Genomic DNA, 18,931 nt, shown 5'->3' on the forward strand with positions numbered 1-18,931 from the left:
TGAACCGCTCAATACCTGGCCATCAACCCAATCTGTTTCCCCACGCCCCCCAGGCTCGCTAGCCTCGCCCCATACTCATAACAACAGCGAGCCGCCCCGATGAGCGCCCTTCACCTGCACTGCAAGACCCTGTTCGACAGCACCAGCCTGGCCCCCCGCACCCAGCAGACGCTGATCGCCAAAGACGGCGTGCTGACCTACGTCGGCCCCACCAGCCAGGCGCCCGCCCCGCAGCCAGGCGATACCCTGGTGGACGCCGGCACGCATTTCGTGATGCCGGGGCTGGTGGACGTGCACACCCACCTTGCGTTCGGCAACGCGCAAAGCGAGGAAGACATCGACCTGTGGACCAGCGACGAATTCCGCGCCCTGCGCGGCATGTTCTTCGCCCAGCACGTGCTGGCCGCCGGCGTCACCAGCATGGTCTGCCCCGGTGACAGCGGCCAGTTGAGCATCTCGGTGCGCAACGCCATCAACGCCGGGTTGTTCGAAGGCCCGCGCGTGGCCGCCAGCAGCCGGGTCATCACCAACCGCCAAAGCCTCAACGACTGGTTCCCCAGCCGCGTCGGCGCGCCGGAGTTCTTCACCGCGCGCCTGGTCACCAGCCGCAGCGAAGCCATCGCCGAAATCCGCACCCAGGCCAAGGACGGCGTCGACCTGATCAAGATCGCCATGGACGGCACCCACCGCCGCCCCGACGGCTCGATCATCGCCGCCTTCACCGCCGATGAAACCAAAGAGATGGTCGACGAGGCCCACCGCCTGGGCTGCAAGGTGGCTACCCACGCCTATGGCCGCGAAGCCGTGCTGTATGCCGCCAAGGCCGGGGTGGACCTGGTGTTCCACGCTTTCTACATGGACGACGACTGCATCGAGGCGCTGCTGCAATCAGGCAGCATCCTGGCGCCGACCATGACCTTCCCGCAGAACACCGTGGACTTCTGCCAGCCCCACGACCCGGCCATCACCACCGGCTACGCCGGCTACTGCGCGCGCACCCTGGAGATGGGCTCGGCGGTGCTCAAGCGCGCCAAGGCGGCGGGCATTCCGTTCGCCTGCGGCAGCGATTCGGGCTTTGCCGTCACGCCATACGGCGAGTGGCATGCACGCGAACTGGAACTGCTGGTCACGCGCCTGGGCTTCACCCCTGCCGAGGCGCTGTTCGCCGCCACCAACGTGGGTTCGCGCTGCATGCCCAAGGGCAACACCCTGGGCACGCTTGAGGTGGGCAAGCAGGCTGACTTCCTGGTGCTGGACGGCTCGCCGCTGGACGACATCCGCCTGCTGCAGGACCGCAGCCGCTTCAAGGCCGTGTACAAGGGTGGCCAGCCGGTGAACCTGTCGCGCAGCCCCTACAACCCCAAGCAGGTCTCGGACTTCAACTCGCTGAAGTGGACCGACCTGTACACCCGTGACCGCGTCGCCCAACTGGGGAAATGGACCGTATGAACTACCTCGACCTGCACACCGCCACCCTGATTGCCAGCCAGGCCATTGCCAGCGGCCGCGAACTGGGCTTGCGCCCCCTCGCCGCTGCCGTGCTGGACGCCGCCGGCCACCCGCTGGCCGTGCTGCGCCACGAACAGGCCAGCTTCCTGCGCCCACAAATCGCCACCGGCAAGGCCCGCGGCTGCCTGGGCATGGGCTTGGGCGGGCGCGAACTGGCGCGCCGCGCCCAGGCCATGCCGGCGTTCTTCGACGCCATCAACAGCCTCACCGGCGGCGAGGTGGTTCCGGTGGCCGGCGGCGTGCTGATACGCAACGCCCACGGCGTGCTGCTGGGTGCCATCGGCATCAGCGGCGACACCTCCGACAACGATGAACGCTGCGCCCTGGCCGCCATCGACAGCGCGGGCCTGTTGGCCGACACCGGCGACGCTCAGGCCTGACCCAGCGCCGCGGCCTGCGCCACCAGCAGGCCGCGGAACCAAGCCAGGGCCGGGTCGTCCTGCTGATAAGGGTGCCACTGCAGCACCTGCAACGCCTGGGGGAACGCCAGCGGCGCTGGCACCACTTTCACGCCATGGGCGCTGGCAAACGGCTCGGCCTGGCGCCGAAACAGCGTGGCCACGCGCTGGCTGCCGGCCACGAACGCGGGTACCAGCGCAAAGCTTTCCACGGTGATGCCCACTTTGCGCTCGATGCCCTGCTCGGCCAGGAACGCCGCGTCCATGCCCAGAGTGCGGCCGTCGGCGAACTCGCGCACCACGTGCTCCGCCTGGCGGTAGGCGGTAAGGCTCAAACCCTGGGCATGCACCGACTGGGCGCAGACAATGCAGCACCACTGGTCCACCAGCAGCGGCGCATGGGGGTAGTCACTGTTGAGCCGGCGCTGGGGCACAATCACGCAGTCGCTGCGGCGGTAGTCCAGCGCCTCGCTGACCACGTCACCGCCGCGCGGCAGCGGCAGGTCGCGCAGGGCCAGGCGCACCTGCGGCGCCACCTGCGCCAGCACTCGGCTGACCGCCGGCATCAGCACCGCCGCCACGTAATCCGAGGCCACCACCGTGAAACGCCGCTGGCAGCTGCCGGGGTCGAACGCGGCAGGCGCTTCGATCACCTCGCGGGTCAGCGCCAGCGCCTCGCGCACCTTGGGCAACAGCGCCCGCGCCCGCGCCGTGGGTTCCAGCCGCCGCCCCACGGCCACCAGCAGCGGGTCGTTGAAGTGTTCGCGCAGCCGGCCCAGGGCCGAACTGGTGGCCGACTGCCCCAGGCTCAGCCGCTCGGCGGCGCGGGTGACGTTGCATTCGCTGAGCAGCGCTTCGAGGGCCACCAGCAGGTTGAGGTCGAGACGTTGGTAGCGCATGGGGCATCCCGGGTTTTAGGCCAGCGGATACCTTAGCGAAGGGGTGTGCTAGCGAACCAATCGAGATGGGCGGAGGCCAGGTATTGCCAAAATCGATACCCCTTTTCGCGTGGGAGCGGGCTCTGCCCGCGAAAAGAACGACGTGATAAGCCAGACACTCTGCGGTGTATTCTTCGCGGGCAGAGCCCGCTCCCACAGTCGGGGTCAGGTCCACACCCGCCACCACGGGGCTTTCTGCGGCCGGCTAAGGGGCAGCACATCGGGCATGTCACGCAACCGAACCCACGGCTCATCCTGCCAATACAACACCTTCACCTGCCCACCTTGCGTGCACATGGCCGTCACCGCCGGCACCGCGCCCGGCGCGCTGCAGCGCAGCGTGGGCACCACCTCCAGCGTGAGCCACTGGCGCAGCGCACAGTTCTCCGGCATCTGGCTGTGCATGATCAAGGTCACCGCGCCGGTCTCGCTCACCAGCAGGCGCTTGCTCCACGCGCCTTCCACCTGCACCCATGACTCGCGGTGCTGGTCTGCGTCCAGGCGGCGGATGCGCCGTTCCACGAAATGCACGCCCATCAGCCGGCCCAGGTCGTGCAGGCACAGCTAGGGTTGGTCTTCGATCATCAGCGCGCGCAGCGGGAGTTGGTGGCGGAAAAAGGTGGTGGCGACGAGTGCATCCATGGCGAAGGCTTCTTGCGGGTGAAGGGCTGCCACGGTTGTTGAGTTTTGGGGTGGCAGCTACGTGCAGGTTGACGAACCGGGCGGAACCGGCAGACCCGAAGGTCTCCCACACGCAGCTGCCATAACACTTATCTCAGGCGAAGGGGCCTGAAACGAGCGGTATGGTGCTGCAGTGTTCCGCGCAGGTCGTCAAACCTGATCCCCGAGGCTTCGGAGACGGTGCGCAGGGTAAGGGTGCACCTGGGAAGTGGCAATCAAAGGAGTGTTAAGGGTTGTGTCGACCCCGGCGTAGCAGCTGCCGAAGACTGCGTCAGCGGTGTAACAGGTGGAACGCGGGGCCCCGGACGCGGCCTCCGGCCGCTGCTACGGGGTTTGCGGTGGACCCAATCGTGCGCCAAGGGTGCATAATGGGCGCCCCGACCCACCGCCCTACACGGACCCCCATGAAGGCACTGCGCCCCAGCCGCTTACCGTTCCTGCGCCCCCTGCTCGACCCGCACCGCCGCTACCTGTACGCCCGCTACATCCACGCCGGCCGCGTGGCGGTGGGCTTGCTGGCGTCCATCTTGCTGACCACAGGGCTCAGCCTGCCCCATGGCGAATGGGCCTCGGTGACGCTGCTGATCGTGATCGGCGGGCTGCAGCACCAGGGCAATATTGGCCGCAAGTCGCTGGAGCGCGCCTACGGCACGCTGATCGGCGCAGCCATCGGCCTGGCGCTGGTGCTGCAGCAAAGCTACCTGCACGAGCAGTGGCTGACGTACGTGGCGATGTCCACGGTGTGCGGGTTCTTCGCCTACCACGCCATCGGCAAGGGCGGCTATATCGCGCTGTTGTCGGCGATTACCGTGTTCATTGTCGCCGGGCATGGCGACAATCCCATCAGCGATGGCCTGTGGCGGCTGGTGGATATTCTGATCGGCATCGTGCTGGCGCTGGCGTTTTCCTTCGCCATCCCGCTGTACGCGGTGTACTCGTGGCGTTTCAGCCTGGCCAAGGGCCTGCGCGGCTGCGCCAAGGCCTACGGGCGCATTCTCAACGGCCATTCGGTGACCGACGACGAGCACGTGAAGCTGGCCGCGCAACTCAACAGCATCATGGTACAGCTGCGCTCGCTGATGCCGTCGGTGTCCAAGGAGGTGCGCATTCCGCTCACCGAGCTTGAGGTAATACAAGGCCAATTCCGCCTGTGCCTCAGCACCCTGGAGCTGCTGTCCAACCTGCGCCCCAAGGACCACAGCGACTGGCACGCCTGGCTGCACCCCGAGCACCGGCAAATCAACCGTCAGCTGATTGCCATGGCCCGCGCCCTGGAAACCGGCGCCACCGACCGCCTCACCCGCAAGGCCGAGCGCGGCGCCGAGATCGAGCACGCCGTGGTGCCGGCCAGCCAGGACGCCCAGGGCTTCCGCCTGCTGACCCTGCAACTGGCCACCAACCTTGAAGCCATGCGCCAGCGCCTGGACAAGACGTCCAAGCGCTGGAACCTGTAGTCAGGCCTGCTGCGCCACTTGGGCGGGCGCGCGGAAGTGGTTGTAACCCACCAGCAACAGCCCCGCCAGCGCCAGCACGCCACCCGCCGGGGCTACCCATTGGTAGCCCAGGCCCAGGGCCAACACGCCGCCACCCAAGGCAGCCCCCAGGCCATTGCCGAGGTTGAACGCGCCAATGTTGACCGACGACGCCAGCCCTGGCGCGTCGTGGGCGGACTGCATCACCCGCGCCTGCACCAGCGGCACCAGCCCGAAGGCCGACGCGCCCCATACCACCATCACCAGCACCGCACTCACCTGCCCTTGCAGCAGCGCGGGCATGCCCAGCATCAGTGCCGCCATCACCAGCAGAACGCCGATCAGCGTGCCTTCCAGCGAACGGTGAGCGAGCTTGCCGGCGATATAATTGCCCGCGGTGAAACCGATCCCAATCATGACCAGCAACAGGGTCACGAAGGTCGGTGTGGCGTGGATCAGGTCCTGCATCACCGCGGCGATGTAGGTGTACAGGGTGAACATCGCGCCGGCACCCAGCACCGTGGTCAGCAAGGCCCGCAGCACGTCGCCGCGCACCAGTACCTGCAGCTCGCGGCGCACGTCAGGCTTCTGGCCGCTCTCACCGCGTGGCAGCCACAGCGCCAGGCCCAGCATGGACAGCGCGCCCAGCCCTGCGGTAGCGGCGAACGCCATGCGCCAGCCGATGTTCTGCCCCAGCCAGGTGGCCGCCGGTACCCCGCCGATGTTGGCGATGGTCAGGCCGAGGAACATGGTGGCCACGGCGCTGGCGCGCTTCTCGGCCGGCACCAGGCTGGCCGCCACCACCGAACCGATGCCGAAGAACGCCCCGTGCGCCAGGCTTGTGACCACCCGCGACAGCACCAGCAGGTCGTAGCCCGGCGCCACCGCCGAGAGCAGGTTGCCGACGGTGAAAATCGCCATCAGCAGCAACAGCGCGGCCTTGCGCCGGTACGGTGCCAGCAGCAGGGTCATCAGCGGTGCCCCCACCATCACGCCAATGGCGTAGGCGCTGATCAGCAACCCGGCGGTGGGAATGGACACGTGCACGCCATCGGCGATCACCGGCAGCAGGCCCATGGGCGCAAACTCTGTGGTGCCGATGGCGAAGGCCGCCAGGGCCAGGGCGAACAGGATCAACTTCATGGGTGGACCTCCAGGTCACAGGGGCGAAAACATACTCGCCAGTAGCATTTGATCAAAAAGGCTACTCTTGAGTAACATTACTCACAAGTAAAATTTCCCTGCCGGAACCGCCATGTCCACCCCTACCCTCACCAAGGGCGAACAGACCCACGCCCGCCTGCGCAGTGCCGCCGCCGCCGAGTTCGCCCGGCGTGGCTTTCACGAAACCAAGGTCAGCGACATCGTCAAGGCCAGCGGCCTGACCCAGCCCACCTTCTATAGTTATTTCGACAGCAAGGAAGCCGCCTACGAAGAACTGGTCGGCGAGTTCCGCCGCCGCCTGGAAGCGCTGATCAGCACCATGCTGATCAAGACCGCCCTGCACCCCGCCGAGCTGCTGGACAGCGTGGCCACCAGTTTCCTGCGCTTCTTCGACTTCCTGGCCCAGGACCCCGACCTGACCCAGATCGGCTTCTTCCAGCCGCCCGGCTGCACCCTCACCAAGGCCGGCATGGCCAGCTGGATCGGCAGCAACATCGCCAAGGAACAGCAGATAGGCCTGTTCCGCACCGATATTCCGGCGGACATGATCGGCAAGTGTTTTGTCGGCATGGTCGACCAGATGGCGCGCGAGACGGTGGACGCCGATACGCGCCGCGCCAATGCGCGGTATTGCGCGGGGTTGTTGTGCGAGGGGTTGTGGGTGAAGGGGTTGTGGGTGAAGGGGTGACGCCTATCCTTCAGGCCATGGCACGGTGCAACAAATGTAGCACCGGCCGCAGGCCGGGTCGCGCCGCGCGGGCGGCGCTCGATCCCACGAGCGCCAAACCTCTCCAGACATGCGCTCGCGAGCCCCGACGCTATCTCGCGCCGAACCCATCGAATTCACCCCACAATCCCCGTAGCCGCTGCCGCAAGGCTGCGCTGGCCCGGGTGTGCGCAGAAGATCCTCGGTGTGGATGCGAGGTGCACAGCCGGGGATGGTGGGGTGGCTTGCCGGTGGATGTCGGGAGTCTTTCGGCGCGTCCGAAATCGAGCGCCGCCCGCGCGGCGCGACCCGGCCTATGGGCCGGTGCTACATTTGTTGCACCGTGCCATGGCCTGACGGATTCGCGTCGCCTGCTCAGCGGCACGGCAACAAGATGCTGTATATCCATACAGATTTTGCTTGCCTGACGCGCAGGGTTTCCCCATCCTATGCAACTCGACCGCCACTGAAGACAGCCACGGCCATGCGCCTCTACCTCTGCGAAAAACCCTCCCAGGCCAAGGATATCGCCAAGGTGCTCGGCGCCAACCGGCGCGGGGACGGTTGCTGGGTGGGGACCGACGTGACGGTGACCTGGTGCATCGGCCACCTGCTGGAAACCGCGCCGCCCGACGCCTACGACGAGCGCTACAAGCGCTGGGTGCTGGCCGACCTGCCCATCGTGCCGGAAAAGTGGAAGATGCTGGTCAAGCCCAAGACCGCCAGCCAGTTCAAGGCGGTCAAGCGCCTGCTGGGCGAGGCACGCGAGCTGGTCATTGCCACCGACGCCGACCGCGAGGGCGAGATGATCGCCCGCGAGCTGCTGGAGCACTGCCGCTACCGGGGCCCGGTGCAGCGCCTGTGGCTGTCGGCGCTGGACGACGCCTCCATCCGCAAGGCCCTGGCAGCGTTGAAGCCGGGCGCCGAAACCTTCAGCCTGTACCACTCGGCCCTGGGCCGTTCGCGTGCCGACTGGCTGATTGGCATGAACATGAGCCGCCTGTTCACCTTGCTCGGCCGCCAGTCCGGCTACCAGGGCGTGCTGCCCGTGGGCCGGGTGCAAACCCCCACCCTGCGGCTGGTGGTGGACCGTGACCGCAGCATTGCCGCGTTCGTGCCGGCGCCGTTCTGGGCCATCGACGTGCAGCTCGACCCGCGCGGCCTGCCCTTCACCGCCCAGTGGTGCCCACCAGAAGACGCCTGCGACGACCAGGGCCGCTGCCTGCAGCAACCCCTGGCACAGGCCGCCGCCACGGCGCTGCGCAGCGGTGCCCCGGCGCGGCTGGTCAAACTGCGTACCGAACGCATGCGCGAAGTGGCGCCCCTGCCCTTCGACCTGGGCACGCTGCAGGAGGTGTGTTCGAAAAAGCTGGGCCTGGGTGCCCAGGAAACCCTGGACATCGCCCAGGCGCTGTATGAACAGTACAAGGTCATCACCTACCCACGCAGCGACTGCGGCTACCTGCCCAACAGCCAGCACGGCGAGGCGCCGGGCATCATCGCCGCCCTGGGCCGCGCGGACCCGGCGCTGGCCGAACTCATGAAGCACATCGACCCCAGCCGCCGCTCGCGGGCCTGGAACGACGCCAAGGTCAGCGCCCACCACGGCATCATCCCCACCGCCGCCGGCACCGACCTCGGCCGCCTGGCCGGCAAGCAGCGCGCGGTGTACACGCTGATTCGCGCGCGCTACCTGGCGCAGTTCCTGCCCAACCACGAGTTCGACCGCACCCAGGCCGACTTCGACTGCGCCGGCCAGCGCCTGCGCGCGGTGGGCAAGCGCATCGTCGAGCCGGGCTGGCGCCGCGCCCTGCCCGAAGCGCTTGCGCCCAGCAAGGGCCGCGAGGCACCGGCGCCCCAGGCCCTGCCGGCGCTGCGCGAAGGCGCCGACTACGAAGTGGGCGACGTGACACTGAAAGACCTGTGGACCCAGCCGCCCAAGCCGTTCACCGAAGGCGACCTGATCAAGGCCATGAAGAACGTCGCCAAGCTGGTGGAAGACCCGCGCCTGAAGCAGAAGCTCAAGGACACCACCGGCATAGGCACCGAAGCCACCCGCGCCGGCATCATCCAGGGCCTGATCGACCGCGGCTACCTGAACAAGAACGGCAAGGCGCTGAACGCCACGCCCGCTGCCTTCAGCCTGATCGACGCCGTGCCCCGGGCCATCGCCGACCCGGGCACCACGGCCATCTGGGAGCAGGCACTGGACATGGTGCAAAGCGGCGAGATGAGCCTGGAGGAGTTCGTGGCCAAGCAGTCGGCCTGGATGAGCCGCCAGGTTGAGCGCTGCGCCGGGTTGAGCCTGACCATCAGCGGCCCGGCCAGCCCACCCGGGCGCGGTGCGCCGTGGAAGAAAAAACGCAAGGGCGCGCCGCGTAAACCGGCCGCCAAGGGCGCTGCACCGCGTACGCGCAAACCCAAGGCCGCAGCCACCTGAAACGACGTAAAACTGCTATTGTCGGGGGCCTTCGACTCTTGGAAAGGATACCCCCTGATGCTCGCTTTTCTAGCGCTGTCGGTAGTCATCGGCGCCGGCGCCACCGCCCTGCTGGACCTGTGGAACCTGCTGTTGAACAAAACCCTGGGGCTGCCGATTCCTGCGTGGCACTTTGTTGGCCGCTGGTTCGCCGGCTTGCCGCGCGGCCACTTCGTGCACCGGCAAGGCATCGCGAAATCAACGCCGGTGCCCAATGAGCTGGCCATCGGCTGGGCCATGCACTACGTCACCGGCATGGTCTTCGCCGCCGCCCTGTTACTGATCTGGGGCGTGCAGTGGGCGGCGCAACCTACGTTCGCCCCGGCGCTGGTCGTCGGCCTGGTCACCGTGGGCGCCGGCTGGTTCATCCTGCAACCGGGCATGGGCGTGGGCATCGCCTGCTCCGGCGCGCCGAAACCGGCGCTGGCGCGTTTGCTGAACGTGGTGGGCCATGTAGTGTTCGCCATCGGTCTGTATGGCACGGCGCTGTTGGTGTAATCCTTGTAACGTTTGCAGGCCCGTCGCGGACGCCGCCTGGCGGCAGTTGCTACATCCTGTGGGAGCGACCCGTGGCCGCGAAGGCCTCACCGCGCAGGGCCTGAAATACTGCGGCGTCTGCTTCGCGGGCACGGCCCGCTCCTACAGGTGCCCAACAGACAGTTACTGCTACGTCGGCTCCTTGCGCGACATCGACCGGGGTTTAGCGCTTAAAGCCACCAGCGCAGGGCAAAGAAAAACGCCATGCTGACGATCATGCTCAGCAAGGTGTTGCGGGTGAACAGCACCAGCGCCACCGCTACCACCGAGCTGATCAGGTACGGGTTGTCCAGCTGCAGGTTCAGCTGTTTGTCCGGCATGAATACAATGGGCCCGCAAATGGCGGTGAGCATGCCCGGCACCGCAAAGCCCAGGAACTGCCGGGCGTTGCTGCTCAGGCGCACCGGCAGGCGCGGCTCCAGGAACACGTAGCGGTTGAGAAACACCAACACACCCATGCCGATGATGACGACCCAGATCATGAACGGCTCCCCCACAGTTTGTTGCAGACAAAGCCGGCGCTCATGCCCGCCAGCCCCGACAGCACCAGCGCCGAGCCCCAATGCCAGTAGCTGAACAGCACCGAGCAGAACAGCGAGACGGCCACGCACACCAGCGTCGGCACGTTGCGCACCACTGGCGTGATCAGCGCAATGAAGGTGGCGGCAATGGAAAAGTCCAGGCCCAGATGCTCGATGCCCGGAATGCTGCTGCCCAGCACGATGCCAGCCAGGGTGAACAGGTTCCACGCCACGTAGAACGTCAGGCCCACGCCCAGGGCGTACCAGCGGCTGAAGGTCTGCTGGTCGTAGCGGCTGGTCAGGGCGAACAGCTCGTCAGTGAGCAGGAAACCCAGGCCTGCGCGCCAGCGCCCCGGCAGGCCGGCGATCATCGGGCGCATGCTCATGCCGTATAGCAGGTGCTGGGAAGTCAGCAGCAAGGTGGTCAGCAGGATCGACACCACCCCGGCGCCGCCCTTGAGCATGCCGATGGCCACCAATTGCGCGGCGCCAGCGAAGACGATGCTCGACAGGCCCTGGCCTTGCCAGGGAGTGAGGTTGGCCTCGATGGCCATGGAACCGGCCAGCAGCCCCCAGGGCGCGGTGGCCAGGGACAGCGGCATGATGGCAGCGGCGCCGCGCAGGAACGCCTGGCGCGGCAAAAGGGTATTGGGCATGTTCTTATTGAAAGTGGCAGGAAACGGACAGCGACTGTGCCAGAGGGCGGCGGGGTTGTCTTGAACGATATTGCGCACTTGCACTTGAACATGCCACCACCGGCTCAGAACGTGGACTGCACCTGCAACCCGGCAACCACGGCGTTCTGCACTTCACGCACACCGCCCGGGTGCACGATGTACTGCAGGTTGGGCCGCACGTTCAGCCAAGGGGTCACCTGCACGCCGTAGTTCAGTTCCACGTCGTATTCGGTGTGCTGCTCGGGCACGTAGTCGGCGTCTTCATAGGCCAGCCCGCTGGCCTGGTTGGCGGCCTTGGCGTTTTTCAGGTACTGGTTGCTGGCGTGCAGCCGGGCCACGCCCAGGCCCAGGGTGTCGGTGGGCCGCGCGGCAAACGGGCCTTTGTACACCAGCGCAAGTTTCTGGTAGCTGTCCACCGCCGTGGTCGCCGCGTCAAAGGCGCTGATGTTGCCATACAGCACCAGCCCACGGGCGGCGTCGCCATCGGCGGTGGTCAGTTGCTGCTTGCCGGTAAGCCACCAGCCATGCTGGCTGTCGTCCCGGCGGTAGTCGTTGCCGGTCAGCGCCGCAGGTTGGTCGTTGGCGTCCTTGTACAGGTCGTCGGCCTTGGCGGTGCTGTAGTAGTAACCTACGTGGTATTCGCCCGGCAGTTGCCCCAGGGTGGGCGTCCACACCACTTCCACCGGGATCATCGCGCCGGTGGTGCCGGCGCCGTTGAGTTTGAAGCCGTTGCCGTTGTCGCCGTAGGAGTCGTTGACGTCGAACACGCCCACTTGGGCGTAGACCTGGTCGTTCAGCCTGTATTTGACCCGCGCCGCCCAGGTGCTGACCGGGCCCTGGGTGATGCTGTCGACGTAGTTGCCCGGCTGCGAACCGCAGAATGCCAGGTTCTCGAACAGGCAATCTTCCACGGCGAAGTCGTCGCCGAAGGCGAAGCGGCCCGCCTTGATGTTCAGGGCGTTGTCGAGGAAGCCCTTGCTGAACCACAGTTCGGCCAGGCGGGTGGTGCTGCCGTTGCCGGAAATTTCCTGGGCCGCCGACAGGCTGCCGGCGCGCGGGTCGCTGATGCGGTCGTCGTTGATGCTGCTGCCGTTGGTATTGGACAGCTGCACCATGAACTGCGCGTCTTGCCAGCCCAGCAGTTTCTGCAGGTCGATGGCCGCGCCCAGGGTGAACTGGTCGGCGTAACGGGTGGCATGGCTCTTGTTATAGCCGCCATGCAGGTTGCTGGCTGCCTCGCCCAGGTAGGCCATCTGAATGTCGACGCCCTTGTTGAGCAGGTCGGTGCGGGTGCCGCCCCAGTCGCCGGTCATCCATTGCGAATCGGCGCCGAAGGCAGCGTCGGCGTGGGCGCCCAGGCTCCAGGTACAGGCGGCGGCCAAGGTGAACAGCAGAGTTGAAGGGCGGGCAAGCAGGTGCGTTTTAAATCGAGGCATGCTGAAAATCCGTTCAAGATGACGTGTCGTTGGTGCACGTTGCAAATGCGAATCTAACTCACCCATACACTTCAAGTACGGAAACTAAACTAACTTTCATCGAGTAATAAGGCATTGAATTGCAACAACTAACAGACATCAAAAAGATGTAAACGAGCCGTGAATAAACCAATAAAAAAATGAAAGATGCGTGGTGACCGCGGACGCGGCCTGCGGCCGCTGCTACGGGTGTGGCGTGTGCAATTGCTGTAGCCGTCCCGGCGTGCACTGAACATTCTCAGCGTGGAGAAGGGCCAGCGCAGCCTGCGGCAGCGGCTACGAATCCGCGTAGCAGCTGCCGCCAGGCTGCGTCCGGCCTCTACGCGGTGCGCCCGCCAATGCGCGGCGGCTGCGGACGCGGCCTACGGCGGATGGCCGCCCCGCCGCTGCTACGAGGCCCCGTGTACCTCGTCGAACGCGATGCAGGCGACGCGGTTTCAGGACAGTTGCTGCTACGAGGCCGCGCCCGGGGGTCAGAACACCGAGATGGGGTAATCCAGCACCAGCCGGAACTCGTTGGCGTCGCCGTCCGGGTCGCCCGCCGTGGCGCTGTGCCAGGCTTGGCGCACACGGATGGACAGGTCCCGCGCCGGCCCGGACTGAATCACGTACCTGGCCTCGATGTTGGTTTCATGGTGGCGCTCGTCGGCACCGTACATGCCGTAGTAGGCACTGGACGGCGACAGGTGCGTGCCGTCAATGTCGTAGCCGTACACATAGCGGGTCATGAAGGTCAGCCCCGGCACGCCATAGGCCGCCATGTTCAGGTCGTATTGCACTTTCCAGGACTTTTCCCCCGGGCCGTTGAAGTCGGAATATTGCACCGAGTTGGCGATGAAACAGGAGTCGCCAGGCTTGTTGTCGTCGCCCGTGCCCACGTAGTCGAACGGCGTGTCGCCGTTGATTTTCTGGAAACTCAGGGTCAGGGTGTGGGCCGCCAGGAAGGTGTAGCCGGCCGACAGCGAGAAAGTGTTGTTGTCGATAGTGCCAGCCCGCGCCGCGCCCTGGTCGGTGGTGCGGTAGTAATTGAAGTCCACCACGAGTGATTGTGAGTCGGACAACGCCTGGGTGTAGTTGAGGTTGGCGTAGTACTGGTCCCAAATGTCCTGCAACCTGGCGCCGTACAGGCCCAGGCTCCACGGCGTGTCGGCCAGCGCATAACGGCCGCCGGCGAAGTCCATGGCGTCGGAGGGCCGGTTGGCGTAGGCGGCCCAGAGGCTGCCGTTGCGGTTGGTCTGGTCCTGGCTGGTGGCCGAGTAGAAGTGCCCAGCCTCGAGGTCCAGGTTGGTGATTTCGCTGCTCATCAGCTGGATGCCACTGGCGGTGACGGGCGTCAGGCGGCTGCCGCCCACGGCGAACACCGGGCTGGTGCTGGGCTGCATGTCGCCGATTTTCAGCAGGGTTTTCGACACCCGCACCTTCAGCGCCGCGCCGGCCTTGCCGTAGCTGTCATCAGGGTGGCCGTCGGCGCCTTCAGTCAGGTTGCCCGAGGTGTACCCCGGCACCGCGTATTTATCCGGCGCCCATAGCTTCAGGCCCAGGTAGCCGAAGGCGTCCACCCCTACCCCCACCGTGCCCTGGGTGAACCCCGAGGTGAACACCCCTTGCAGTCCCTGGGTCCAGTCGCGGGCATCGGGGGCGCCGTTCTGGTTGTCACGGTTCCAGTAGTAGTTGCGCAGCAGCAGGTTCAGCGACGCATCCTCGACAAAACCCTTGGCCTGCGCCTGGTCGCTGACAAACGCTGCGCCCATCACCGCGGGGGTGTTTACCAGGCCCATGCCCACGGCCACCATCGTCCACTTGAATAAAGCCATCGCCCACACCTCTGCCTGGCCTGCGGCGCGCCGCAGGCCCAATGATTGAATTGATACGGTTTGAATGGAGAACGCGGTGACGCTCAGGGCTGTTGCGTTGGCAGCGCCCCGATGAAGCGGTTGGTGAAGTAGTCATCGGTGGGCAGCGTTGCCTTGACGATGCCTTCGCTGCTGAAGAAATCCACCGCCTGGGCCACCCGCGCCGGCTCGATCTCCCCCAGCTGCTGCTGCTGGCCGTAGACGTACTGGGTGTACAGCGCCAGGATCTGCTCCACCTTGTGCTCCTTGCCCTGGTACGCCGGCACCGCAGCCGCGAAGGTTTTCGCCGCCTGGGCCGGGTCCTGGAGAATGTCGCGCAGGCCCATCAGGGTGGCGGTGACCATCTTCTGCACCAGCTCGGGGTGCTGGGCGATGGCGGCATCGGAGGCCAGGATCGACTGGGCCATGCCGTCGAACATCTGCGCCTGGGGAATCAGCTGCAGCGTGCGCCCGGCCTCCTCGGCGTTCACCACCCAGTCCGGCGAGCCGGCCATGGCATCGGCCTTGCCTTCGGCCAGCAACTGCCACACGCCGGCCGGCCCTGCCGCCTGGATGTTGACCTCGTCTTTGTTGATGCCGGCCTTGCGCAACGACGCCAGCAAGGCGTAGTACAGCGAGTCGGAATAGGACATGACCGTGACCGTCTTGCCGCGCAGTTGCTCGATGCCGCCGATGTGCTGCGCGGCATCGGTGGCCAGCAATGTGTAGCCGTGGGTGCCCAGCACCGCGACGTTGCGCACCGGCACGCCGTTGGCGCGCACCACAATGGGCACGTCACCGCTGGCGGCGCCAAACAGGGCATTGCCGGCGCCCACCTGCTTGGCCACGTCGACGCCGCCCTTGGCGGTCACCCAATTGACCCGCAGGCCAAGCTGGGCATAGTAGCCCTTCTGTTGGGCGATGATCCACGGCGCGAAACCGGGCAGGTTCGGCGGCGCGGGCATCAGGAAGGTGACGTCCTGCACCTCGGCCTGGGCCATGGGCAAGAGCACAGGGGATATCAGCAACGCAGACAGACACCAACGCATCAGACGCTTCATGAAGTACACCTTTGGTTGAGGAAGTTGGAGGGTTCCCGGGGCGGCCCGGGAACCTGCAGGCATTAGCGGCGGCTGCCATGCACGACGAAGAATTCCGCGCCCTGCATGGGCTGCCCCACCGCCGCTTCATAGGCGGCGCGCACGTGCGGCGGCTGGCCGGCCTGGCCGAAGAAGTCCTTGAGGTACGGCCCCAGCAACGGGTGCGCGGCCAGCTGCTCGCGCGGCAGGCCCTTGATCAGTTCGTCGCGGCAGGCCGAGGGCAGGAACACGTTGCGGTTCTGCGCAGGGTCGAGGATCAGGCCCTTGGGCACGTGCGCAGGGTCTTCGCGCAGCGCGTCCAGTTCCTCGAAGAACCGCCGGCGCATCATCACGATGCCGCGGTCGCTCTGGCCCAGGTGTTCGCGGGTGCGGTCGGTGATCTCGCCCTGCCCCACCCACACCACGAAGTCCTGGTTGGCCACATGGCTGGTGATCCAGCGGCCGGTGACCGGGTCCTTGATGGGCCCGTACCAGGTGGGGATTTTTTCCTGGACGTAGGGTTCCTGTTCGCTGGGCACGCGGCTGAACACCCACAGGATGCTGAGGGTGCGGTAGTCATCGATGGGCACGCGCCATTCGAAGTGGTGGCCCAGGTAGAAGCCATTGGGCCACAGGGTCACGCGGCCGACGTTCCACATCACGTCGTCCTGGGCCTCGCCCTCGCGCAGGCGGCGGTAGACGAAACCGTGTTCGAATTCGTCGAACGCCAATTGCAGGTGGGTGGGCACGTAGTCGACGTCATCGCTCTGCTGGCGCAACGTCCAGTTGTTGTGGGTCCATTCGAAGTGCACCGGGTCGATGGAGTTTTCCTGGCACTGGAACCAGTTGCACGGGATCTCGGCGCAGACAACCTGGGCAAAGCCGTTCTTGTAGTTGAACAGCTCCCAATCGGGCAGCTGCGGCGCCGGTGCCGGGCCCAGGTAGGCCCACAACAGGCCGGCCTTGGCCACCACCGGGTAGGCCTTGATTCTGGTCTTGTTGCGCATGCGCCCGCTGGGGTCGCAGGTGTCCTCGTAGGGCTGGTGCAGGCAGCCGCCGCCCTGGTCGAATTGCCAGCCATGGTAACTGCAGCGCAGGCCCGTCTGCTCCACGTAGCCGTAGGACATATCGGCGTTGCGGTGCGGGCAGCGGCGGTCCATCAGGCCGTAGGTGCCGCTCAGGTCCTTGTACAGCACCAGGTCTTCGCCCATCAGGGTGAGGGTCTTGATGGCCTTGTCGTCGAACTCGCTTTCGCCGGCGATGGGTTGCCAGTAGCGGCGCAGGTAATCGCCCATGGGGGTGCCCGGGCCGACCTGGGTCAGGGTCTTGTTCTTTTCTTCACTGAGCATGGGAATGCCTCATCAGGGGGTGCAGGTGGATGGCCGTGGTTCAACCCAGCGCAACGTTCCAGGCGTCGTAGCCGTAGACCCAGTCGGCGTTGCCGCCGGCCTTGAGCCACTGGTTGCCGCGCGAGCCGATCTGGATCTGGCTGGCGCGTTGCAGCCGCGCCTGCTGGTAGGTGTGCAGCGCGCTGGCAAGGTCTGTGTCCGGCAGGCTCAAGGCGCGGGCCAGCACCACCGCATCCTCGATGGCCTGGCCGGCGCCCTGGGCCATGAACGGCATCATCGGGTGGCAGGCGTCGCCCAGCAGCGCCAGGCGGCCCTGGGTCCAGTGCGGTAGCGGGTCGCGCTCGTACAGGGCGGTCTTGAGCACTTCGTCGCAGGCCGTGAGCAAGGCCACGGCATCGGGGTGGAAACCTTCGTAGGCGCTTTGCAGTTCGCTGACACTGCCGCGGGTGGTCCAGCTTTCCAGGTGCCAGGTGGCCTGGGCGGTGGTGGCGAAAATGAAGATGTCGCGGCCACGGTTCAGCGGGAAGGTGACGATCTGGCTTTCGGGGTTGGGGCCCCACCATTTGGTGAAGGCCTGCAGGTCCGGCACGTGGGCCAGCTTGTGCGCGGGCACCACGGCGCGGTAAGCCACCACGCCGGTGAAGCGCGGCTGCTCGGCGCCGAACATCGCCGTGCGCACCGCCGAATGAATGCCGTCGGCGCCAATCACCAGGTCGACCTGGGCCTGGGTGCCGTCGACAAAGGTCAGGGTCACGCCGGCGGCATCCTGCGCGATGGTTTCGCAGCGCTTGGCGAACTGTACGTGCTCAAGCGGAAAGGCACCGGCCAGGGCGGCCAGCAGGTCGGCGCGGTGGATGGTCAGTTGCGGTGCGCCGTACTGCTGCTCGGCGCTGTCGCCCATGGCCAGGCGCGAGGTTTCCTCGCCGCTGTCCCACAGGCGGCTGATACGGTGGCTGGGGCGCGCGGCCGGCTCACGCACGGCGGCGCCCACGCCCAGGCCGTCGAGAGCGCGCACGGCGTTGGGGGTCAGGTTGATGTCGGCGCCCACGCGCATGAAGGCCTGGGCCTGTTCGTAGACGCTGACGTGGTGGCCGGCGCGCTGCAGGGCTATGGCGGCGCACAGGCCGCCGATGCCGGCACCGATGATGGCAATTTTCATGGGTACTGCTCCTTTCTGGTTGACGGGAGCAGCAATGCAGAATGAATGCCATTAATTCCTTTTTTAAGGAATTAATGTAAATACGTTATTTTTCAATCGATTAACCGGTTCCACGGGCGAAACATCCACCGGTGAAACACGGCATGCACCACGATGCTGCGCGTTGTCACTGCGCTACCCAAAAAGGTGTTCCCACGGGGTATGATTGCCGCCCATGGACACTTCACCTGAAAAGAAACGACGCGGGCGCCCTGCCCACACCGCCGCCATCGGCCGGGAAGGCCTGATCGAAGCCACCCTTGGCCTGTTGCGCACTATCGCCCCCACCGACCTGACACTGCTGGACATTGCCCGGCAGGTGAATGTCGACCCGGCGCTGATCCGCTACTACTTCGGTGGCAAGGACGGCCTGCTGCGCGCCGCCACCCTGCACCTGATGGACGTGACGCAGCTGGGCGCCCAGGCGTTGGCCGAAGGCCAGGGCATCGAGACCATGCTGTACGGGCGCATTCGGCTGATCATCGACATCGGCCGGCAGAACCCGCACTTCGTGCAGATGGTGCTGCGCGAGATCTACCAGGGCGACGACCCCGAGCCCGGCGCGGTGCTGGACCTGATTGCCCAGCGCGGTGTGGCGCTGAGCGCGGCGATCCTTGAGGCCCGCCCGCCTGCACCGGGCTTGCCGGTGATTGACGCGCGCATGCTGCACGTCGCCCTGGTGGGCGCGTGCACCTTCTTCGCCACGGCCCAGCCGTTGTTCGGGGTGCTGTTTACCGGCAGCAGCGATGAAGCGTTGGCCGAGCAGTATTCGCGGTTTCTGACGGGGTTGTTGTTGCGCGGTATCGGCGCGGCCCCGTAGCAGCGGTGTCTTTGTGGGAGCGGGGGGGGGGGGGGGGGGGGGGGGGGGGGAAAAAAACAAGGGACACCACCCCCCCCCCCACACCAAAAAAAAAAG

At 66.3% G+C, this 18,931-nt stretch carries 17 protein-coding genes; 7 read left to right on the forward strand and 10 right to left on the reverse strand.

Annotation, left to right across the window (positions count from 1 at the left end; genetic code table 11):
- Positions 1-99 precede the first annotated feature (99 nt).
- Entirely contained in the window at positions 100-1,449 is a 1,350-nt protein-coding gene (locus tag AC0SZ7_RS28355) for a metal-dependent hydrolase family protein (RefSeq protein ID WP_475507484.1), read from the forward strand.
- Positions 1,446-1,889: a GlcG/HbpS family heme-binding protein gene (locus AC0SZ7_RS28360; RefSeq protein WP_475507485.1), complete on the forward strand. Its 444-nt coding sequence runs from the start codon at positions 1,446-1,448 to the stop codon at positions 1,887-1,889. Before AC0SZ7_RS28355 ends, AC0SZ7_RS28360 begins: the two co-directional genes overlap by 4 nt.
- Here the strand turns inward: AC0SZ7_RS28360 and AC0SZ7_RS28365 are convergent.
- Positions 1,880-2,806, reverse strand: coding sequence for a LysR family transcriptional regulator (locus AC0SZ7_RS28365; RefSeq protein ID WP_475507486.1), 927 nt, complete (start codon positions 2,804-2,806; stop codon positions 1,880-1,882). The genes AC0SZ7_RS28360 and AC0SZ7_RS28365 overlap by 10 nt on opposite strands.
- A gap of 204 nt (positions 2,807-3,010) precedes the next feature.
- Complete coding sequence (locus tag AC0SZ7_RS28370) at positions 3,011-3,382, reverse strand: BRO-N domain-containing protein (protein ID WP_475507487.1); 372 nt, start codon at positions 3,380-3,382, stop codon at positions 3,011-3,013.
- A gap of 548 nt (positions 3,383-3,930) precedes the next feature.
- Between AC0SZ7_RS28370 and AC0SZ7_RS28375 the strand changes: the two genes are divergently transcribed.
- The gene (locus AC0SZ7_RS28375; RefSeq protein WP_475507488.1) at positions 3,931-4,980 is read left to right on the forward strand and encodes an FUSC family protein; all 1,050 of its coding nucleotides are present in this window, start codon (positions 3,931-3,933) and stop codon (positions 4,978-4,980) included.
- On the opposite strand, the gene AC0SZ7_RS28380 is transcribed toward AC0SZ7_RS28375, so the two are convergent.
- Positions 4,981-6,141 carry an MFS transporter gene (locus AC0SZ7_RS28380; RefSeq protein WP_475507489.1) on the reverse strand — a complete coding sequence of 387 codons (1,161 nt, stop codon included), beginning with the start codon at positions 6,139-6,141 and terminating at the stop codon, positions 4,981-4,983.
- 112 nt (positions 6,142-6,253) lie between these two features.
- Here AC0SZ7_RS28380 and AC0SZ7_RS28385 point away from each other — a divergent pair, with 112 nt between their 5' ends.
- The 3 genes from AC0SZ7_RS28385 to AC0SZ7_RS28395 all read left to right on the forward strand — a co-directional run bounded on the left by AC0SZ7_RS28385 (position 6,254) and on the right by AC0SZ7_RS28395 (position 9,845).
- Positions 6,254-6,850, forward strand: a complete 597-nt coding sequence (locus AC0SZ7_RS28385; RefSeq protein ID WP_475507490.1) for a TetR/AcrR family transcriptional regulator — start codon at positions 6,254-6,256, stop codon at positions 6,848-6,850.
- A 502-nt stretch (positions 6,851-7,352) separates the two neighbouring features.
- On the forward strand, positions 7,353-9,308 hold the full coding sequence (locus tag AC0SZ7_RS28390) for a DNA topoisomerase III (RefSeq protein WP_475507491.1): 1,956 nt from the start codon (positions 7,353-7,355) through the stop codon (positions 9,306-9,308).
- Between the two features lie 57 nt (positions 9,309-9,365).
- Complete coding sequence (locus tag AC0SZ7_RS28395; RefSeq protein ID WP_475507492.1) at positions 9,366-9,845, forward strand: DUF2938 family protein; 480 nt, start codon at positions 9,366-9,368, stop codon at positions 9,843-9,845.
- A gap of 209 nt (positions 9,846-10,054) precedes the next feature.
- Here AC0SZ7_RS28395 and AC0SZ7_RS28400 read toward each other — a convergent pair whose 3' ends face one another.
- The 7 genes from AC0SZ7_RS28400 to AC0SZ7_RS28430 form a co-directional block, all read right to left on the reverse strand.
- Positions 10,055-10,366: an AzlD domain-containing protein gene (locus AC0SZ7_RS28400; protein WP_475507493.1), complete on the reverse strand. Its 312-nt coding sequence runs from the start codon at positions 10,364-10,366 to the stop codon at positions 10,055-10,057.
- On the reverse strand, positions 10,363-11,061 hold the full coding sequence (locus AC0SZ7_RS28405) for an AzlC family ABC transporter permease (protein ID WP_475507494.1): 699 nt from the start codon (positions 11,059-11,061) through the stop codon (positions 10,363-10,365). Before AC0SZ7_RS28405 ends, AC0SZ7_RS28400 begins: the two co-directional genes overlap by 4 nt.
- Positions 11,062-11,165: 104 nt before the next feature.
- Positions 11,166-12,518 carry a carbohydrate porin gene (locus tag AC0SZ7_RS28410; protein WP_475507495.1) on the reverse strand — a complete coding sequence of 451 codons (1,353 nt, stop codon included), beginning with the start codon at positions 12,516-12,518 and terminating at the stop codon, positions 11,166-11,168.
- Positions 12,519-13,030: 512 nt separating this feature from the next.
- Positions 13,031-14,371, reverse strand: coding sequence for an OprD family porin (locus AC0SZ7_RS28415; RefSeq protein WP_475507496.1), 1,341 nt, complete (start codon positions 14,369-14,371; stop codon positions 13,031-13,033).
- Between the two features lie 83 nt (positions 14,372-14,454).
- Positions 14,455-15,438: an ABC transporter substrate-binding protein gene (locus AC0SZ7_RS28420; RefSeq protein WP_475507517.1), complete on the reverse strand. Its 984-nt coding sequence runs from the start codon at positions 15,436-15,438 to the stop codon at positions 14,455-14,457.
- Between the two features lie 74 nt (positions 15,439-15,512).
- Positions 15,513-16,817 carry a Rieske 2Fe-2S domain-containing protein gene (locus tag AC0SZ7_RS28425; RefSeq protein WP_475507497.1) on the reverse strand — a complete coding sequence of 435 codons (1,305 nt, stop codon included), beginning with the start codon at positions 16,815-16,817 and terminating at the stop codon, positions 15,513-15,515.
- Positions 16,818-16,857: 40 nt separating this feature from the next.
- Positions 16,858-17,976, reverse strand: a complete 1,119-nt coding sequence (locus AC0SZ7_RS28430) for an FAD-dependent monooxygenase (protein WP_475507498.1) — start codon at positions 17,974-17,976, stop codon at positions 16,858-16,860.
- A 214-nt stretch (positions 17,977-18,190) separates the two neighbouring features.
- Here AC0SZ7_RS28430 and AC0SZ7_RS28435 point away from each other — a divergent pair, with 214 nt between their 5' ends.
- Entirely contained in the window at positions 18,191-18,835 is a 645-nt protein-coding gene (locus tag AC0SZ7_RS28435; RefSeq protein ID WP_475507499.1) for a TetR/AcrR family transcriptional regulator, read from the forward strand.
- Positions 18,836-18,931 lie beyond the last annotated feature (96 nt).

This window comes from Pseudomonas sp. JC1203 (assembly GCF_056175065.1).

Excerpts from the sequence above, each read along its gene's own strand:
- AC0SZ7_RS28410 (WP_475507495.1), bottom strand. The coding sequence starts at position 12,518 with ATGCCTCGATTTAAAACGCACCTGCTTGCCCGCCCTTCAACTCTGCTG.
- AC0SZ7_RS28355 (WP_475507484.1), top strand. The coding sequence starts at position 100 with ATGAGCGCCCTTCACCTGCACTGCAAGACCCTGTTCGACAGCACCAGC.
- AC0SZ7_RS28375 (WP_475507488.1), top strand. The coding sequence starts at position 3,931 with ATGAAGGCACTGCGCCCCAGCCGCTTACCGTTCCTGCGCCCCCTGCTC.
- AC0SZ7_RS28360 (WP_475507485.1), top strand. The coding sequence starts at position 1,446 with ATGAACTACCTCGACCTGCACACCGCCACCCTGATTGCCAGCCAGGCC.
- AC0SZ7_RS28380 (WP_475507489.1), bottom strand. The coding sequence starts at position 6,141 with ATGAAGTTGATCCTGTTCGCCCTGGCCCTGGCGGCCTTCGCCATCGGC.
- AC0SZ7_RS28435 (WP_475507499.1), top strand. The coding sequence starts at position 18,191 with ATGGACACTTCACCTGAAAAGAAACGACGCGGGCGCCCTGCCCACACC.
- AC0SZ7_RS28415 (WP_475507496.1), bottom strand. The coding sequence starts at position 14,371 with ATGGCTTTATTCAAGTGGACGATGGTGGCCGTGGGCATGGGCCTGGTA.
- AC0SZ7_RS28390 (WP_475507491.1), top strand. The coding sequence starts at position 7,353 with ATGCGCCTCTACCTCTGCGAAAAACCCTCCCAGGCCAAGGATATCGCC.
- AC0SZ7_RS28365 (WP_475507486.1), bottom strand. The coding sequence starts at position 2,806 with ATGCGCTACCAACGTCTCGACCTCAACCTGCTGGTGGCCCTCGAAGCG.
- AC0SZ7_RS28395 (WP_475507492.1), top strand. The coding sequence starts at position 9,366 with ATGCTCGCTTTTCTAGCGCTGTCGGTAGTCATCGGCGCCGGCGCCACC.
- AC0SZ7_RS28405 (WP_475507494.1), bottom strand. The coding sequence starts at position 11,061 with ATGCCCAATACCCTTTTGCCGCGCCAGGCGTTCCTGCGCGGCGCCGCT.
- AC0SZ7_RS28425 (WP_475507497.1), bottom strand. The coding sequence starts at position 16,817 with ATGCTCAGTGAAGAAAAGAACAAGACCCTGACCCAGGTCGGCCCGGGC.
- AC0SZ7_RS28420 (WP_475507517.1), bottom strand. The coding sequence starts at position 15,438 with ATGCGTTGGTGTCTGTCTGCGTTGCTGATATCCCCTGTGCTCTTGCCC.
- AC0SZ7_RS28400 (WP_475507493.1), bottom strand. The coding sequence starts at position 10,366 with ATGATCTGGGTCGTCATCATCGGCATGGGTGTGTTGGTGTTTCTCAAC.
- AC0SZ7_RS28430 (WP_475507498.1), bottom strand. The coding sequence starts at position 17,976 with ATGAAAATTGCCATCATCGGTGCCGGCATCGGCGGCCTGTGCGCCGCC.
- AC0SZ7_RS28370 (WP_475507487.1), bottom strand. The coding sequence starts at position 3,382 with ATGGGCGTGCATTTCGTGGAACGGCGCATCCGCCGCCTGGACGCAGAC.
- AC0SZ7_RS28385 (WP_475507490.1), top strand. The coding sequence starts at position 6,254 with ATGTCCACCCCTACCCTCACCAAGGGCGAACAGACCCACGCCCGCCTG.